This is a genomic window from Curtobacterium sp. ABR8, assembly GCF_057812125.1.
Map to the genome: position 1 here is coordinate 163,885 of NZ_CM173818.1, position 16,042 is coordinate 179,926.

Consider the following 16,042-nt stretch of genomic DNA (forward strand, 5'->3'; position numbering starts at 1 on the left):
ATTTCTGCTCACCGAGTGCGGCTCACACCGCCCAGCGCGCCGCCAGCTCGTCCATCAGGGCGTCGAGCCGCTCGTCGACGACCTGCTCCTCGGGATGCGCCTCGTACCAGGCGATGACCTCGCGGACCCCTTGCCGGTAGGGCGTGCGCGGCCGGTACCACGGCACGAGCGACCGGATCTTGCTGTTGTCGAACACCGAGCTGTTCGCCTTGTCGCCGAGCAGCGCCGCACCCCACTCCGGATCCACCGCGTTGATCGCGTCCGCCGGCACGTGCGCGATCCGCAGGTCCTCGACCCCGGCCGCCGCAGCGATCTCGTGCGCGATGGCGTTCCACGTCGGGGCCTCGTCACTCGTGATCGTGAAGGCCTCACCGATCGCCGACGCGTTGTCGAGCAGCCCGGTGAACCCGACCGCGAAGTCACGGCTGTGCGTCAGCGTCCACAGCGACGATCCGTCACCGGTGATGATGATCGGCTTGCCGGCGCGCATCCGCGCCACGGCGGTCCACCCACCGGTCAGTGGCAGCTTCGTCTCGTCGTAGGTGTGCGACGGCCGCACGATCGTCACCGGGAAGTCCTGCTCCCGGTACGCCTCCATCAGCAGTTCCTCGCACGCGATCTTGTCCCGCGAGTACTGCCAGTACGGGTTCTTCAGCGGCGTCGACTCCGTGATCGGCAGGTGCGTCGCCGGGGTCTGGTACGCCGAGGCCGAGCTGATGAACACGTACTGCCGCGTCCGTCCGGCGAAGAAGTCGATGTCGGCCTGCACCTGGTCCGGCGTGAAGGCGATCCAGTTCACGACGACGTCGAAGTGGCGGTCGCCGAGTGCGTCCGCCAGGGCGCTGCGGTCCGACACATCGGCCTGGAGGCGCGTCACACCCTCCGGGATCGGCCTGCCCCCGGTGCTCCCACGGTTCAGGACCGTGACGTCGTGGCCCTGTTCCGTCGCCTCCCGCACGCAGGAGGCGCTGATCACGCCGCTCCCGCCGATGAACAACACGCTCGCTCCCGACATGGACGCTCCTTCGCTCCCGGCGGTGCACCACTGCACCGCAACCCTTCCGATCCTGCACCTACCCGTCGGGACGGGCGCGGAGCACGGCTCGGAGCGAGGTGGTCTCCGCCGCCCACACCGCCGCGTGCGGGCTGATCCAGCCGAGCAGCTCGAGCGCGTAGTCGTGGTCCCGCTGCAGGTCACGTGCGTGGATGGGTTCGTGGTGCGCCGCCCGGTTCCGCACGAAGTGCAGTTGCTGCAGTCGACCACGTACCTCCCGTTGTCGCGTCAAGAAATCTGCAGGTCCCTGCGGGAACGCCCGGTGGAGCGCGGGTGTCCACAGCGCGGTCAGGTACCGCGACTCCACGAGGTATCGCCAGAACCCGAAGCCGAGCTCCGCGATGACGCGTCCGTGCACTTCGTCGCGCCGTCCGTCTCGACTCGCCCGAGCCCGTGCCTTCGCAAGGTCAGCGCGTCCGCGAGCGTCGAGCGGAGCGACGTCGAACCATGGTGCCCCGGTACGATCCGCCGTCCAGGCGCGGAGCTCCTGGTCGAGTGCGTTGCGGGCGACCACCTCGACGACGCCGGTGAGTTCCATGACCGACGCCGAGGCGCGCATGTTCCACTCGTAGAGCCGCAACGCACCGGTCGTGGACCCCGTCCGCTCCGTGTACGAACGGAGCCGCTCGGCCGTGATCAAGCGCTCGAGCTCGTCTTCCTGCATCGCGTCCCTGTCTGCTACCGTTGTTCACGAAGACCCCGGAACGATCACTGGCTCGCGCCACATCGCCGGGGTTTCGTCTTTCCCAGTTGCTGATGAAACATCAGCGTACAGCTGCTGTCCCGCGCGGAGGTTCCGAGGACTACCGTCACGGGTCGAGCCGCATCGACGCGGCCACGACAGGAGTGACACGCACATGGAGTACCGCTACCTCGGCAACTCGGGCCTCAAGGTCTCCGAGATCACCTACGGCAACTGGCTCACCCACGCATCCCAGGTCGAGAACGACGCGGCGATCGCCTGCGTCAAGGCCGCCCTCGAGGTCGGCATCTCGACGTTCGACACCGCCGACGTCTACGCCAACACCGGCGCCGAGACCGTCCTCGGCGAAGCCCTCAAGGGGGAGCGGCGCCAGTCGCTCGAGATCGCCACGAAGGTGTTCGGGCCGACCGGGCCCAAGGGGCACAACGACACCGGGCTGTCCCGCAAGCACATCCTCGAGTCGATCGACGGCTCGCTCGGCCGCCTGCAGACCGACTACGTCGACCTGTACCAGGCGCACCGCTTCGACCACGAGACCCCGCTCGAGGAGACGATGCAGGCCTTCGCCGACATCGTGCGCCAGGGCAAGGTCCTGTACGTCGGCGTGAGCGAGTGGACCGCGGACCAGCTGCGCGCCGGCGCCGCGCTGGCGAAGGACCTCGGCTTCCAGCTCATCTCGAACCAGCCGCAGTACTCGGCGCTGTGGCGCGTCATCGAGGAAGAGGTGGTGCCGACCTCGAAGGAGCTCGGTATCTCGCAGATCGTCTGGTCCCCGATCGCCCAGGGTGTCCTGACCGGCAAGTACAAGCCGGGTCAGCCGCTGCCCGAGGGCTCACGCGCCACCGACGACAAGGGCGGCGCGGACATGATCAAGCGGTTCATGCGCGACGAGGTGCTGTCCTCGGTGCAGGAGCTCGAGCCGATCGCGAAGGAGCTCGACCTGTCGATGGCACAGCTCGCCGTCGCCTGGGTGCTGCAGAACGAGAACGTCGCGAGTGCGATCATCGGGGCGTCGCGTCCGGAGCAGGTGCACGACAACGCGGGTGCTGCCGGCGTCACGATCCCGGCGGAGCTGCTCAGTCGGATCGACGATGCCCTCGGTTCCGTGGTCGAACGCGACCCGGCGAAGACGAACGACAGCAGCCCGAAGACCCGCGAGGCCTAGCGCCGCCCCGGGCCAGACGGCTCAGACAACGGAAAAGGCCCCCTGCCGAAGCAGGGGGCCTTCACCGGTGGCTGGACACGGCATCGATCCGTGGACCTTTCGATTTTCAGTCGAACGCTCTACCAACTGAGCTATCCAGCCGTGGCGACCCTGACGGGACTTGAACCCGCGACCTCCGCCGTGACAGGGCGGCACGCTAACCAGCTGCGCTACAGGGCCATGTTGAATTGCTGTGGTGTTGCTCAGTACTACTTGCTCGCTCACTCGGAGAGTGACCCCAACGGGATTCGAACCCGTGCTGCCGCCGTGAAAGGGCGGTGTCCTAGGCCACTAAACGATAGGGCCGCAAGTGGTGCTTCGCGCTACCGATGGACAAGCATACGGATGCCCCGGGGGGTTCGCAAATCGGGCCCCGTTCCCGCGGAATCCCCGGCGTGTCGCGCCCGTCCGGCACCGGGTGTCGAGGTTGCGGTGCGAGCATCGTCGTCGGCTCCGCGCCCCTCGTCCGAGGGGCTGCGGGGCTGCGACACCTGTTGTTACTGTTGCGTCTGTTAACAGTGTTACGTGCGTGAGCCTTGCCGCGCTGTTACGAAATCGAGATACATGTCGACCTCACCTTCGCTCTCCCTCCGCAACCGCAGCCGCCTCGTCGCCGCCGCGGTCGCCGTCGCGCTCGCGGGCAGCACCCTCGCGGTCCTCGCCCCGGCGACGTCGGCCAGCGCCGCGAGCTACCCGAGCTGGTCCGAGGTGCAGAAGGCCAAGTCCTCGACGAGTGCCCAGCAGGCGAAGGTCACCGAGATCAAGTCGCTCATCTCGACGCTGAAGACCGAGGCCGCTGCCAAGCAGAAGGCCGCGCAGGCCGCCGGCGAGGCCTACCAGGCCGCGCAGAACGAGTACGACGAGGCGACGCTCGAGCAGAAGACGCTCCAGTCCCAGGCGGACGACGCCGAACAGACCGCCGCCCAGTCCGAGGAGCAGGCCGGTCAGCTCGCCGCGCAGCTCGGTCGGGCCAGCGCCAACGACGTGACGACCGACATCCTCACGCACCCCTCGGACTCCGGTGACCTGCTCTACGAGCTCGGCGCCATGTCGAAGCTCAGCGAGCAGGCCGACGGCATCTACTCGCAGGCGTCGCAGGACCGCGGCACCGCCCAGGCGCAGGCCGACAAGGCGGACAAGGCCAAGGCGGCCCTGGGCGACCTCGCCGACGCGGCCCAGTCGAAGATGCAGCAGGCCCAGGGTGCTGCCGACGCGGCGCAGACCGCCGTCGACGCCCAGAACGACAACGAGTCGCGGCTCGAGGCCCAGCTGACCGCCCTCACCACGAAGCAACGCGGGGTCGAGGCCGACTACCGCAAGGGCGTCGCCGCCGAGAAGGCACGACAGGCCCGCATCGCCGCGGCGGCGGCCAAGGCAGCAGCGAAGGCCGCGGCGACGAGCCAGGGCGGCACCGGCGGTGGGACGGCCAACTCGGCCGGGTGGGTCCGGCCGGCCGGCGGCTTCCAGACGAGCGGCTACGGCATCCGCGTCGACCCGTACACGCACTACACGGCACTGCACGCCGGGGTCGACCTCGCTCCCGCCTGCTACGCCCCGATCTACGCCGCCCACGACGGCACCGTGACCTTCGCGGGCAACGGCGGCGGGTACGGCAACGAGGTCATCCTGGACAACGGCGGCGGCATCTCGACGGCCTACGGGCACATCGTCGACGGCGGGATCATGGTCGCGAACGGCCAGCACGTCTCCGCCGGGCAGCAGATCGCCAAGATCGGTTCGACCGGCTGGTCGACCGGGTGCCACCTCCACTTCGAGACCCGGGTCAACGGTGCTGCCGTCGACCCGGTCCCCTTCATGGCAGCGCGGGGGATCTCGGTATGAGCATCAGCGCAGCCGGGATGCGTTGACCCCGCCATGATCCTGTCCGCTCGCTCGTTCTCCTGCGGGATCGCCACCGTCGCCGTGCTCGGCATCGGGCTGTCGGTCGTCGTCGCGGGACCCGCCCAGGCCGCGCCGTCGGCGCCGTCCTGGGACGACGTCAAGGCCGCGAAGTCGGATGCCGCCGACGCGCAGCAGACGGTGAACGAGCTGAGCGACCGGCTGACCGCACTGCAGGACGCCGCGGACCGCGCAGGCATCGTCGAGCAGCAGGCCGGGCAGGCGTACGCCCTCGCCGCTTCGCAGCAGCAGGAGGCGAAGGACACCCTCGCCGACCTGTCCGCGCAGTCGAAGCGCGCGAAGGGCAAGGCGGACGACTCCGCTGGTCAGGTGGCCGCGCTCGTGGTCGAGCTGTCCCGCACGGGCGGCGGCGACCTGTCGACGACGATGCTCACGGACGCGTCCGCCTCCGGGGACCTGCTCTACCGCGTCGGCACGATGTCGCACCTGTCCGAGCGATCGGCGACGATCCTCGCGCAGGCCCGCTCCGACCAGAAGACGGTGGACTCGCTCGCCGACCAGCAGGCCGTCGCCACGACGGCGCTGAGCAAGGCGACCGAGGCGACGAAGACCGCCTTCGCCACCGCCAACGACGTCTCGGCCGACGCCCAGGCCCGGGTGCAGAAGCAGCAGGACCAGCAGGACGAGGTCCTCCGCCAGCTCGCGTACCTCAAGGGCACGAGTGTCGCGACGGAGAGCGCCTACTGGAGTGCGCAGCAGGCCAAGGCGGCGGAGACCGCCCTGGCGGCCCAGACGAGCGGCAGCACCAGCAGCAGCACCAACAGCAGCAGCAGCAGCGGCAGCGGCAGCAGCACCAACAACAACGGCGGCGGCAGCACCAGCGGCACGAACCCGAGCACCGGCTCCGGAACGAGCCCGAGCACCGGCAGCGGCAGTGGCACGACCACCCCGTCGCGTCCGAGCACCCCGTCGAAGCCGAGCACGCCAGCCGCACCGGCGCCCGCGCCCGCCAAGCCGAGCACGCCCACCCCCTCGAAGCCGAGCACCCCTGCGCCCACCACCCCGGCGCCGGCCCCGAGCAGCCCCTCGAAGGCCGCCGGTGCGATCTCCTACGCCCGCGGGCAGCTCGGCAAGCCCTACGTCCTCGGCGGCGCCGGCCCGAACACCTGGGACTGCTCCGGCCTCGTCATGATGGCGTACAGCTCGCAGGGCATTGCGACCGGCGGACACAACGTCGTCTGGCAGTACAACTACTTCGGCTCGATCGGCCGCCTCGTGCCGCTCTCGCAGCGCCAGCCCGGCGACATCCTCTTCTACTCGTCGAACGGAACCGCGTCAGGCGGTTACCACGACTCGATCTACACCGGCAACGGGATGATGGTCGAAGCGGCGCGACCGGGTGTCGGCGTGGTCGAGCGGGCGGTCTGGACGCCGAGCCAGCTCCTGCCGTACGTCGCCCGCCCGAGCGGCTCCCTGTAGCCCCGACCCCTCCCGACCCCGCCCGACAGAGCAACCCCGGACACAGAACGGCGCCCGCCCTCCGATGGAGAGCGGGCGCCGTTCGCGTGCGGAGCGTCAGTGACCAGCGGGCACGTACGCGGCCTGGCCGGCCTGCACGATGGCCTCGGCCTCGGCGGCGTCGCCCCAGCCCTCGGCCTTGACCCACTTGTTCGGCTCGAGGTCCTTGTAACGCTCGAAGAAGTGCGCGATCTCGGCCTTCGTCTGCTCGTCGACGTCCGAGATGTCCTGGATGTGCGTCCAGCGCGGGTCCTTGGCGGGGACCACGAGGACCTTCTCGTCCTTGCCGGCCTCGTCGCTCATCTTGAAGACGCCGACCGGGCGCACCTTCACGCCCACGCCGGGGAACGTCGGGAACTCGAGGAGCAGCAGCGCGTCCACGGGGTCGCCGTCGTCGGCCAGGGTCTTCTCGAAGAACCCGTAGTCGGTCGGGTAGACGAACGACGTGAACAGCACGCGGTCGAGGTAGACGCGACCGGTCTCGTGGTCCACCTCGTACTTGTTGCGGCTGCCCTTGGGGATCTCGACGACGACGTCGTACGCGGCCATGTCTGCACTCCTGGTGTGTCGGTGGGGCTGTCGGTGGTCCCGAGAGCGCGGCTAACGTTACCGGGTGAACTCTCCGCGGCCCCGGCTGGACCCTGCCGTCGCCGAGACCCGCCTTGCGGTCCGCGACCTGCTCGCCACCGCGCTCGACGACGGGGTCGTCGCCGCGGGCGACCTCGTCCTGGTCGCGCTGAGCGGCGGACCGGACTCGCTCGCGCTCGCCGCGGCCACGGCGTTCGAGGCGGGCAAGCAGGGGCTCCGAGCCGGGGCAGTGGTCGTCGACCACGCGCTCCAGGCGGGCTCCGAGGCGGTCGCGAGCCGTGCCTCCCGGCAGGCATCCGAGCTGGGACTCGACCCGGTGACGATCCGCAGGGTCACGGTCGGCTCCGACGGTGGTCCGGAGGGCGCCGCCCGGGAGGCCCGTCACGCGTCGATCGCGGACGTCGCGTCCGTCACCGGGTCGCGTCTCGTGCTGCTGGGGCACACCCTGGACGACCAGGCCGAGACGGTGCTGCTGGGCCTGCTGCGCGGCAGCGGGCCCGACAGCCTGTCGGGCATGCTGCCGCTCGCGCGGCGGGAGCCGGGGCCGGCGTACGGCCGCCCGCTGCTCGCGGTGCGCCGGCACACGACACGGCAGGCGTGTGTCGCAGCCGGACTGGCGCCGTGGCACGACCCGCAGAACGACGACGGCGCCTTCGCCCGGGTGCGCGTGCGGAACGCGCTCATGCCGGTGCTCGAGCGCGAGCTCGGGGCCGGGGTACCAGAAGCGCTGGCGCGGACGGCCGACCAGCTCCGAGAGGACTCGGCGGCACTCGACCACTTCGCCGAGGAGATCGCGGAGGACATCGCCGAGCACACCGAGGCCGGCATCTCGCTGTCGGTGCGGGCACTCGCGGCGAACCCGCCCGCGCTCCGGCAGCGGCTCGTGCGCCTGGCGGTCGAGAGCGAGTTCGGGGTGACGTTGTCACGGGTGCAGACGCTCGAGGTCTGCCGGCTCGTCACCGACTGGAGCGGACAGGGACCGATCGACCTGCCGGGCGTCCGGGCGTCGCGATCCGGTGACCGCCTGTCGTTCAGTGCCGGTTAGGCTGGACCGGTGGAACTCTCCGACGTCCAGGCAGACCTGTCCGAAGTCCTCTTCACCCCCGAGCAGATCGACGACAAGCTCGCCGAACTCGCGGCGGTCGTCGACGCCGACTACGCGGGTCGCGACCCCCTGCTCGTCGGTGTCCTGAAGGGTGCCGTCATGGTGATGGCGGACTTCTCGCGCCACCTGAAGATGCAGGCGCGCATGGACTGGATGGCGGTGTCGTCGTACGGCTCCGGCACGAAGTCGTCCGGTGTGGTGCGGATCCTCAAGGACCTCGACACCGACCTGCACGGCCGCGACGTCCTCATCGTCGAGGACATCATCGACTCCGGTCTGACGCTGTCGTGGCTCAAGCAGAACCTGCAGTCCCGCGGTGCCGCGAGCGTCGAGATCGTCGCCCTGCTGCGCAAGCCCGAGGCCGCCAAGGTCGAGGTCGACGTGAAGTACGTGGGCTTCGACATCCCGGACGCGTTCGTGGTCGGCTACGGCCTGGACTACGACGAGCGCTACCGCAACCTGCGCGGCGTGGGCGTCCTGGCGCCCCACGTGTACTCGTAACCCGTCCAGGGGGCACGTGCCTCGGGTCGAGTTCGCCCGCAGAGGACACCCATTCTCGCCACAGAATCGCGGCCGTATGCTGACCTGCACGCAACTTCGGCAGAGAAAGGTGTCGGGCACTCGCGCCCGGATCACATGAACTTCAAGCGCATCTTCCGCGGCCCGTACCTCTACGTGCTGATCGCGCTGGCGGGCATCTTCATCGGCTGGAGCGTCATCAGCCAGGGCAGCACGACCGAGGTCAGCACCCAGAAGGGCCTCGAGCAGCTCGCCGACAGCAAGGTCTCGTCCGCGATCGTCAACTCCACCGAGCAGCGGGTCGACCTGACGCTCCGTGACGGCGACAAGCAGGAGCAGTTCTACTACTCCACGCCCCGCGGCGAAGAGGTCATCCAGGCCGTCAACGACGCCAACCTGCCGAAGGGCTACGACGACCGTGTGCAGCAGGGCAACTGGTTCCTGTCGCTCCTCGGTGTCCTGCTCCCCTTCCTGATCATCGGTGCCCTGTTCTGGTTCCTGCTCTCGAGCGCCCAGGGCGGCGGCTCGAAGGTCATGCAGTTCGGCAAGTCGAAGGCCAAGATCAACAACAAGGAGAACCCGCAGGTGTCGTTCGCTGACGTCGCGGGCTCCGACGAGGCGATCGAGGAACTCCACGAGATCAAGGAGTTCCTGAAGGAGCCGGCGAAGTTCCAGGCCGTCGGCGCCAAGATCCCGAAGGGCGTGCTGCTGTACGGCCCTCCCGGGACCGGCAAGACCCTGCTCGCCCGCGCCGTCGCCGGCGAGGCAGGCGTGCCGTTCTACTCGATCTCCGGTTCGGACTTCGTCGAGATGTTCGTCGGTGTCGGTGCGAGCCGTGTCCGTGACCTCTTCGAGCAGGCCAAGGCGAACTCGCCGGCCATCGTCTTCATCGACGAGATCGACGCCGTCGGTCGCCACCGCGGTGCCGGCATCGGCGGCGGCAACGACGAGCGCGAGCAGACGCTCAACCAGCTGCTCGTCGAGATGGACGGCTTCGACGGCAAGACGAACGTCATCCTGATCGCGGCGACGAACCGTCCCGACGTGCTCGACCCCGCGCTCCTGCGTCCGGGCCGCTTCGACCGGCAGATCGGTGTCGACGCCCCGGGCATGGCCGGCCGCAAGCAGATCCTCGAGGTGCACGCGAAGGGCAAGCCGCTCGCCGCGAGCGTCGACCTCGAGCTGCTCGCCCGCAAGACGCCGGGCTTCACCGGTGCCGACCTGGCGAACGTCCTGAACGAGGCCGCGCTGCTGACCGCCCGGTCGAACGCGCAGCTCATCGACAACCGCGCGCTGGACGAGGCCGTCGACCGCGTGATGGCGGGCCCGCAGCGCCGGACCCGGATCATGTCCGACCAGGAGCGCCTCATCACCGCGTACCACGAGGGCGGCCACGCCCTGGCGGCTGCGGCGATGCGGCACACCGACCCGGTCACGAAGATCACGATCCTGCCGCGCGGCCGTGCCCTCGGCTACACGATGGTGCTCCCGCTCGAGGACAAGTACTCGGTCACCCGCAACGAGCTGCTCGACCAGCTCACCTACGCCATGGGTGGTCGTGTCGCCGAGGAGATCGTGTTCCACGACCCCACCACCGGTGCCTCGAACGACATCGAGAAGGCCACCGGCACCGCGCGCAAGATGGTCACCGAGTACGGCATGAGCCAGGCCGTCGGCTCCGTCAAGCTCGGGTCCGGGTCGAGCGAGCCGTTCGTCGGCCGCGACATGAGCGGCGGGACCGGTCGCGACTACTCGGAGAACATCGCCCAGACCGTCGACGCCGAGACCCGTGCGCTGCTCGAGGCCGCGCACAACGAGGCCTACCAGGTGCTCAACGACAACCGCGACATCCTCGACCGCCTGGCCGGTGAGCTCCTCGAGAAGGAGACGCTCGACGCCCCGGAGCTCGTGGAGATCTTCAAGGACGTCCGCAAGCTGCCGGAGCGCCCGCAGTGGCTCTCCAGCGACAAGCGTCCGGTGAGCAACCTGCCCGCGATCGACGTGCCCGGGCAGGCCGCCGCCACCGCAGCGGACCAGTCGGACAGCGAGTCGACCTCGAAGCCCCGTCGTCGCCCCTTCGGCAACCCGGGTATCGCCCCGGCGTAGGGGGCCGGCATGACCGACCTGCCGACGAGACGTGCTCGTCGGCTCGACACCCGCGGCGGTCCGACACCGGACCGCACGCGGGTGTTGGGCATCCTCAACGTGACGCCGGACTCGTTCAGCGACGGCGGGCTGCACCAGGCCTACGACGCCGCCGTGCAGCACGCGCGTGACCTCGTCGCCGCGGGTGCCGACATCATCGACGTCGGTGGGGAGTCGACCCGGCCGGGCTCCGAGCGCGTGCCGGTGCCCGTCGAGCAGGAGCGCGTCCTGCCGGTCGTGCGGCAGCTCGTCGCCGAGGGCATCCCCGTGAGCGTCGACACGATGAACGCCTCGACCGCCGAGCGTGCCGTCGAACTCGGCGCCGCGATCGTCAACGACGTGTCCGGCGGTCTGGCCGATCCGGACATGGCCCGCGTGGTCGCATCGACCGGGGCCGGCTTCGTGGTCATGCACTGGCGCGGCCACAGCGACCGGATGTACCGGAACGCCGAGTACGTGCACGCCGTCGACGAGGTCCGGCGCGAGGTCGAGATGCGGGTCGCCGAGCTGATCGTCCTCGGTGTGCGACAGGAACAGGTCGTCATCGACCCGGGCCTCGGCTTCGCCAAGCAGGGCGTGCAGAACTGGGAGATCCTGGCCGGGTACGAACGGTTCGCCTCGATCGGCCTGCCGGTGCTCGTCGCCGCATCACGCAAGCGGTTCCTGGACGGCGTCGGCAGCCCCGAGGGCGCCCCGCCGAAGGACCGCGACCTCGCCACCGCCGCCATCAGCCTGCTCGCCGCCGAACGCGGCGCGTGGGGGGTGCGCGTGCACGACCCGGCACCGACCCGTGCCGTGCTCGACGTCTGGGACGCCTGGAGGGCAGCTCGCTCGTGAACGACACCATCCGCCTCGTCGGGGTCCGCGCGCGCGGCCACCACGGGGTCTTCGACCACGAACGCGCCGACGGTCAGGACTTCGTCGTCGACGTCGCTGTGGAACTCGACGCCCGTGCGGCCTCGGGCAGCGACGACCTCGACGCCACCGTGCACTACGGCGTGCTCGCCGAGCAGGTCGTCGCCGAGATCGAGCGCGACCCGGTCGACCTCATCGAGACCCTCGCCGAACGCATCGCGGCCGCCGTGCTCACCCACCGCGCGGCCCTGGCGACCGAGGTCACCGTGCACAAGCCGCAGGCGCCGATCACGGTGCCGTTCACCGACGTCTCGATCACCATCCGGCGTGCCCGCGGGGCGACCGTGCCGGACGAGGGAGCAGCGTGAGCCGCGTCGTCGTCGCGCTCGGCGCCAACCTCGGCGACCGGGGGAGCACCCTCCGCGCCGCTGCCCGGGCGGTCGCTGCGCTGCCCGGCGTGCACCCGGTGGCCTCGAGCCACGAGGTCGAGTCGGTCGCCGTCACGCTGGACGGCCGCGACGACACCAAGCCGCGGTACCGCAACGCCGTCGTCGTCGTCGATACCGACCTCGAGCCGCAGGCGTTCCTCGACGCCCTGCACGGCATCGAGGACGAGCACGGCCGGACCCGTGACGTCCGCTGGGGCGACCGGACCCTCGACCTCGACGTCGTCGCCGTCGACGACCTGCGCATCGACACCGCCACGCTCACCGTGCCGCACCCCCGCGCCGCCGAGCGGGCCTTCGTGCTCGCACCGTGGCTCGACGCCGACCCCGCGGCCGTCCTGCCCGGCGTCGGCCCGGTGGCCGACCTGCTCGCCGCCGTGGGGGACGACACCGAGCGCGTCGACGAGCCGCGCCTGTTCGCGGACGTGCGCCGGGCCTCCAGGACGACCGCGGTCCCCGCGACCTCCACGGAAGGGAACGTGACCAGCGCGTGAAGCCGACCCGTCCCTCCACCCTGTTCAGCATCGCCGTCGTGACAGCGGTGGCGGGCTTCGCGTTCGACGCGGTGCTGGCGTCGCGCCAGTCGCCGACGCTGCTGCTCGCCGTGCCGCTCGGCATCACGCTCGCGTTCATCGGGGTCGCCGTCGTGCTCATGGCGCGTCCCGTCCGCCGGCACGCCCGCGACGGCGCCGGGCGGCAGCGCCCGGTCGACCCGCTCTACGCCACCCGCGTCGTGGTCCTCGCGAAGGCCTCGAGCATCTGCGGCGCCCTGTTCGGCGGCTTCGCGATCGGGCTGGTCGTGTACCTCCTGACCCGCTCGGTGACGCCTTCGCTAGGCTCGACCCTGCCGAACGTGGTCGCCGTCGGGGGCGGGATCGTGCTGACGGTCTGCGCACTCGTGGCAGAGCGCATGTGCATCGCACCCCCTGGTGACGACGACGAGCCGGGCGACCCCCGCAACGGCACGACGGCGAACTGACCCGAGCACACCCCCTGGAGGCCCGCGATGGCGCGTGAACGACTCGACGAGCCGGGGCTCGGCCTGACCGGCATCGACTGGACCAGGGTGTCCGCCAAGTTCGTGTGGACCGAACTCATCACGACGCTGGTGATCGGGCTCGTGGTGACCGCCGGCCTGGTCCTGATCGGGATCGTGAACGACGGCTTCGGCTCGGGCGCCGGCACGGTCTGGTTGCTCATCGGCACCGTGGTGCTCGTCATCACGTTGGTCACCGCGGCCCTCACGCCCCGCCGTGTCCGCGCGATCGGCTATGCCCTGCGCGACGACGACCTGGTGGTCCGCCGCGGCCTGATGTGGCAGCGGTTCACGGCCGTGCCGTACGGCCGGATGCAGCTCGTCGACGTGGCCAGGGGGCCGCTCGACCGCGCACTCGGCATGAGCGAGCTGAAGTTCGTCACCGCCGCGGCCGCCACGAACGTCCGCATCCCCGGCATCCCGGCCACCGACGCCGACGAGCTGCGTGACCGGCTCGTCGAGCTCGCCGAGTCCCGCCGCGCCGGGCTGTAGGGGGTCGCGGTGACCTTCCGACCCGGCCCGCCGCCGCCCGCACCGCCCACGCGCGGGAACGCCGCTGCGGCCGCGCCCCTGACCGACGGCGAGTGGCACCGCCTGCACCCGCTGACCCCGCTGCTCAAGGGCGGGATCTTCCTGATCGTCATCCTCGGCTACGTGCTGAACAGCCTGCGTGACCAGCTCGTCGAGTTCTTCATCCCCGGCGGCGAGCAGCAGGACGGCGACCCGGTCCGCTACGTGTACGAGCACGGCGTCGTCGGCTGGGTGCTGCTCGGCGTCGCGGTGTTCCTGCTCGTGCTGATCGGGCTGTTCTACCTGTCCTGGCGGATGCACGAGTTCCGGGTCACCGGCGAGATCGTCGAGGTCCGTTCCGGCGTGCTGTTCCGGAACCACCGCAAGGCCCGACTCGACCGGATCCAGGGCATCAACATCTCGCGGCCGCTCATCCCGCGGGTGTTCGGCACCGCGAAGCTCGAGATCGCGCAGGCCGGCAACGACGCCAACGTCCAGCTCGCGTACCTGGGGGTGCGGGCCGCCGACGACCTGCGGTCGCGCATCCTCGTGCTCGCGTCCGGCGCGAAGGACGACGACCGCGGCAGCGGTCCGGCGCGTGCGTCGAACGGCGTGCTGCAGGACCGCGTCGACGAGATGTTCTCGCCGGAACTCGACCCCGCCGCCGTGCACGCGACCCGGATCGTCAAGGTCAAGCCCGGGCGCCTGATCGCGTCGATGCTGCTGTCCGGCACCACCGTCTTCATCCTGCTGGCCGTGGCGGCGATGATCGTCAGCGTCGCGCTCACCGGCGAGTACGGGATCCTGTTCGGGCTGTTCCCCGCGGTGATCGGTGCGGGGAGCTACTACGTCCGCAAGTTCTCGCGGTCCTTGCAGTACACGATCGCCGAGACCCGTGACGGCATCCGGATCGGGTTCGGGCTGGTCTCGACCTCGAACGAGACGCTGCCCCCCGGCCGCATCCACGCCGTCAGTGTGGCCCAGCCGCTGCTCTGGCGCCCGTTCGGCTGGTGGGACGTCCGGATCAACCGCGCGACGAACGCCGGCAACGGTGCGTCGAGCAACCAGCAGGCCTCGGCGATCGTGCTGCCCGTGGGCACCGCGACCGACGTCCGCGAGGTCCTCGACATCATCCTGCCCGGCCTGGTCGGCACGGTCGTCGCCGGCCCCGAAGCCTCGCAGGAGGCCCTGCGCGAAGGCTCCGCCGAGGCCGTCAGCGTCGTCGACGACAGCCTGACCACGAGTGGTGACCAGGGCGGCTTCGTGCACTCCCCGCGCCGCGGCGCGTGGCTCCGACCGTTCGCGTTCCGGCGCAACGGGTACCGGTTCGTGCAGGGCGCGGTGCTGCTCCGGCTCGGCGCCGTCTGGCGGTCGCTCGTCATCGTGCCGCTGCCCCGGGTGCAGAGCGTCAAGGTCGAACAGGGCCCGCTCGAGCGTGCCCTGCGGCTCGCCGCAGTCCACGTCCACACCGTCGCCGGTCCGGTCTCGGCCCGCGTCGGTGCGCTCGACGCGCGGGACGCGCAGCGTCTGTGGTCGGAGACCACCCACCGCGCCGTCGAGGCCGCTGCGGTCGACACGTCCCACCGGTGGCGCGAACGGGAGGCCCGTCCCGCGTCCGTCACGGACGCTGCGGACGTGCCGTGGCCCGAGACCAGTGCCCCTGCCGGGCCCGACGCCGACCACCGGCCCGGCACCGTGCCTCCCGGCCCGGGGTGGAGCGACGTCCCGCCGTCCGGAGCCGTGCGGTGAGGGCCGGGCGCCTGGGCGTCGGCGTCGTCGGCGCCGGACGGGTCGGACCCGTGCTCGGAGCCGCACTGGCGAACGCGGAGCACGCGGTCGTCGGCGTCACCGCCGTGTCCGCCGAGGGGCGCGACCGTGCCGAGGCCATGCTGCCCGGCGCTCCCGTGCTCGCGACGCCGGACCTGGTCGAGCGGAGCGAACTCGTGCTCCTCGCCGTGCCGGACGACCAGCTGGCCTCGCTGGTGCAGGGCCTGGCGGACGCCGGCATCTGGCAGCCCGGCCAGCTCGTCGTGCACACCAGCCCGGACCACGGTGTCGGCATCCTCGCCCCCGCGATGGCGGCGGGTGCGATCCCGCTCGCCATCCACCCGGCGATGGCGTTCACCGGTACGAGTGTCGACCTGTCGCGGCTGCGTGACGCCTACTGCGCGGTGACCGCACCCTCGCCGGTGCTGCCCATCGCGCAGGCCCTGGTGGTCGAGATGGGCGCCGAGCCGTTCGTCGTCGCCGAGGGGGACCGACCCGCGTACGCCGACGCCGTCCGCGCCGCCGTGAGCTTCTCGACCGCGATCGTGGACCAGTCGGCGGGGACGCTGTCCGGCATCGGCGTGGACCACCCCGGCCGGGTGCTCGGTGCGCTCGTCCGCTCCGCCGTGGACAACGCGCTGACGGCGGCCGACGGGCAGTCGACGCTGTAGCGAGTCCGGGGCGGGAGCGCGGCGCGGGTAGCATTTCCCCCGACCCCCACGACCATCGGAG

At 70.9% G+C, this 16,042-nt stretch carries 16 protein-coding genes and 3 tRNA genes; 13 read left to right on the forward strand and 6 right to left on the reverse strand.

Annotated elements, in window-relative coordinates:
* Positions 1-22: 22 nt before the first annotated feature.
* Together ACXKZB_RS00800 and ACXKZB_RS00805 are read right to left on the reverse strand one after the other, a co-directional pair.
* A complete protein-coding gene (locus ACXKZB_RS00800) occupies positions 23-1,015 on the reverse strand; it encodes an SDR family oxidoreductase (RefSeq protein ID WP_488824310.1) in 993 nt (330 codons plus the stop codon).
* 58 nt (positions 1,016-1,073) lie between these two features.
* Positions 1,074-1,718: a hypothetical protein gene (locus ACXKZB_RS00805; RefSeq protein ID WP_488824311.1), complete on the reverse strand. Its 645-nt coding sequence runs from the start codon at positions 1,716-1,718 to the stop codon at positions 1,074-1,076.
* 193 nt (positions 1,719-1,911) lie between these two features.
* On the opposite strand from ACXKZB_RS00805, the gene ACXKZB_RS00810 reads away from it, so the two are divergent.
* Complete coding sequence (locus tag ACXKZB_RS00810; protein WP_396289825.1) at positions 1,912-2,922, forward strand: aldo/keto reductase family protein; 1,011 nt, start codon at positions 1,912-1,914, stop codon at positions 2,920-2,922.
* Between the two features lie 68 nt (positions 2,923-2,990).
* On the opposite strand, the gene ACXKZB_RS00815 is transcribed toward ACXKZB_RS00810, so the two are convergent.
* The 3 genes from ACXKZB_RS00815 to ACXKZB_RS00825 form a co-directional block, all read right to left on the reverse strand.
* Positions 2,991-3,063: transfer RNA gene (locus ACXKZB_RS00815), tRNA-Phe, on the reverse strand.
* A gap of 1 nt (position 3,064) precedes the next feature.
* Positions 3,065-3,141: transfer RNA gene (locus ACXKZB_RS00820), tRNA-Asp, on the reverse strand.
* A 53-nt stretch (positions 3,142-3,194) separates the two neighbouring features.
* Positions 3,195-3,267 (reverse strand) — tRNA-Glu (locus tag ACXKZB_RS00825).
* Between the two features lie 258 nt (positions 3,268-3,525).
* On the opposite strand from ACXKZB_RS00825, the gene ACXKZB_RS00830 reads away from it, so the two are divergent.
* Complete coding sequence (locus ACXKZB_RS00830; protein ID WP_123311043.1) at positions 3,526-4,803, forward strand: M23 family metallopeptidase; 1,278 nt, start codon at positions 3,526-3,528, stop codon at positions 4,801-4,803.
* Positions 4,804-4,836: 33 nt separating this feature from the next.
* Complete coding sequence (locus tag ACXKZB_RS00835; protein ID WP_488824312.1) at positions 4,837-6,300, forward strand: C40 family peptidase; 1,464 nt, start codon at positions 4,837-4,839, stop codon at positions 6,298-6,300.
* A gap of 96 nt (positions 6,301-6,396) precedes the next feature.
* Here ACXKZB_RS00835 and ACXKZB_RS00840 read toward each other — a convergent pair whose 3' ends face one another.
* Positions 6,397-6,888, reverse strand: a complete 492-nt coding sequence (locus ACXKZB_RS00840) for an inorganic diphosphatase (RefSeq protein ID WP_111086931.1) — start codon at positions 6,886-6,888, stop codon at positions 6,397-6,399.
* Between the two features lie 64 nt (positions 6,889-6,952).
* On the opposite strand from ACXKZB_RS00840, the gene tilS reads away from it, so the two are divergent.
* From tilS to ACXKZB_RS00890, 10 genes are all read left to right on the forward strand, one after another.
* Positions 6,953-7,972, forward strand: coding sequence for a tRNA lysidine(34) synthetase TilS (tilS, locus tag ACXKZB_RS00845; protein WP_488824313.1), 1,020 nt, complete (start codon positions 6,953-6,955; stop codon positions 7,970-7,972).
* A gap of 9 nt (positions 7,973-7,981) precedes the next feature.
* Complete coding sequence (hpt, locus tag ACXKZB_RS00850) at positions 7,982-8,533, forward strand: hypoxanthine phosphoribosyltransferase (RefSeq protein ID WP_205463567.1); 552 nt, start codon at positions 7,982-7,984, stop codon at positions 8,531-8,533.
* A 135-nt stretch (positions 8,534-8,668) separates the two neighbouring features.
* Positions 8,669-10,657: an ATP-dependent zinc metalloprotease FtsH gene (gene ftsH / locus ACXKZB_RS00855; protein ID WP_123311037.1), complete on the forward strand. Its 1,989-nt coding sequence runs from the start codon at positions 8,669-8,671 to the stop codon at positions 10,655-10,657.
* Positions 10,658-10,666: 9 nt separating this feature from the next.
* Positions 10,667-11,533 carry a dihydropteroate synthase gene (gene folP / locus ACXKZB_RS00860; protein WP_185021087.1) on the forward strand — a complete coding sequence of 289 codons (867 nt, stop codon included), beginning with the start codon at positions 10,667-10,669 and terminating at the stop codon, positions 11,531-11,533.
* Positions 11,530-11,919: a dihydroneopterin aldolase gene (gene folB / locus ACXKZB_RS00865; protein ID WP_222659116.1), complete on the forward strand. Its 390-nt coding sequence runs from the start codon at positions 11,530-11,532 to the stop codon at positions 11,917-11,919. Before folP ends, folB begins: the two co-directional genes overlap by 4 nt.
* Positions 11,916-12,491 carry a 2-amino-4-hydroxy-6-hydroxymethyldihydropteridine diphosphokinase gene (folK, locus tag ACXKZB_RS00870; protein WP_123311033.1) on the forward strand — a complete coding sequence of 192 codons (576 nt, stop codon included), beginning with the start codon at positions 11,916-11,918 and terminating at the stop codon, positions 12,489-12,491. Before folB ends, folK begins: the two co-directional genes overlap by 4 nt.
* Positions 12,488-12,976: a DUF3180 domain-containing protein gene (locus ACXKZB_RS00875; protein ID WP_488824314.1), complete on the forward strand. Its 489-nt coding sequence runs from the start codon at positions 12,488-12,490 to the stop codon at positions 12,974-12,976. The genes folK and ACXKZB_RS00875 overlap by 4 nt, the downstream gene beginning before the upstream one ends.
* A 27-nt stretch (positions 12,977-13,003) precedes the next feature.
* Positions 13,004-13,525 (forward strand): PH domain-containing protein, encoded by a 522-nt coding sequence (locus tag ACXKZB_RS00880; protein ID WP_488824315.1) that lies wholly within the window; start codon positions 13,004-13,006, stop codon positions 13,523-13,525.
* A gap of 9 nt (positions 13,526-13,534) precedes the next feature.
* Complete coding sequence (locus tag ACXKZB_RS00885) at positions 13,535-15,292, forward strand: PH domain-containing protein (RefSeq protein ID WP_488824316.1); 1,758 nt, start codon at positions 13,535-13,537, stop codon at positions 15,290-15,292.
* Positions 15,289-15,981, forward strand: a complete 693-nt coding sequence (locus ACXKZB_RS00890) for a Rossmann-like and DUF2520 domain-containing protein (RefSeq protein ID WP_222659121.1) — start codon at positions 15,289-15,291, stop codon at positions 15,979-15,981. Before ACXKZB_RS00885 ends, ACXKZB_RS00890 begins: the two co-directional genes overlap by 4 nt.
* Positions 15,982-16,042: the final 61 nt, after the last annotated feature.

Coding starts and splice junctions, on each gene's coding strand:
- ACXKZB_RS00830 (WP_123311043.1), top strand. CDS start 3,526: ATGTCGACCTCACCTTCGCTCTCCCTCCGCAACCGCAGCCGCCTCGTC.
- ACXKZB_RS00880 (WP_488824315.1), top strand. CDS start 13,004: ATGGCGCGTGAACGACTCGACGAGCCGGGGCTCGGCCTGACCGGCATC.
- ACXKZB_RS00840 (WP_111086931.1), bottom strand. CDS start 6,888: ATGGCCGCGTACGACGTCGTCGTCGAGATCCCCAAGGGCAGCCGCAAC.
- ACXKZB_RS00800 (WP_488824310.1), bottom strand. CDS start 1,015: ATGTCGGGAGCGAGCGTGTTGTTCATCGGCGGGAGCGGCGTGATCAGC.
- ftsH (WP_123311037.1), top strand. CDS start 8,669: ATGAACTTCAAGCGCATCTTCCGCGGCCCGTACCTCTACGTGCTGATC.
- ACXKZB_RS00805 (WP_488824311.1), bottom strand. CDS start 1,718: ATGCAGGAAGACGAGCTCGAGCGCTTGATCACGGCCGAGCGGCTCCGT.
- folP (WP_185021087.1), top strand. CDS start 10,667: ATGACCGACCTGCCGACGAGACGTGCTCGTCGGCTCGACACCCGCGGC.
- ACXKZB_RS00810 (WP_396289825.1), top strand. CDS start 1,912: ATGGAGTACCGCTACCTCGGCAACTCGGGCCTCAAGGTCTCCGAGATC.
- ACXKZB_RS00835 (WP_488824312.1), top strand. CDS start 4,837: ATGATCCTGTCCGCTCGCTCGTTCTCCTGCGGGATCGCCACCGTCGCC.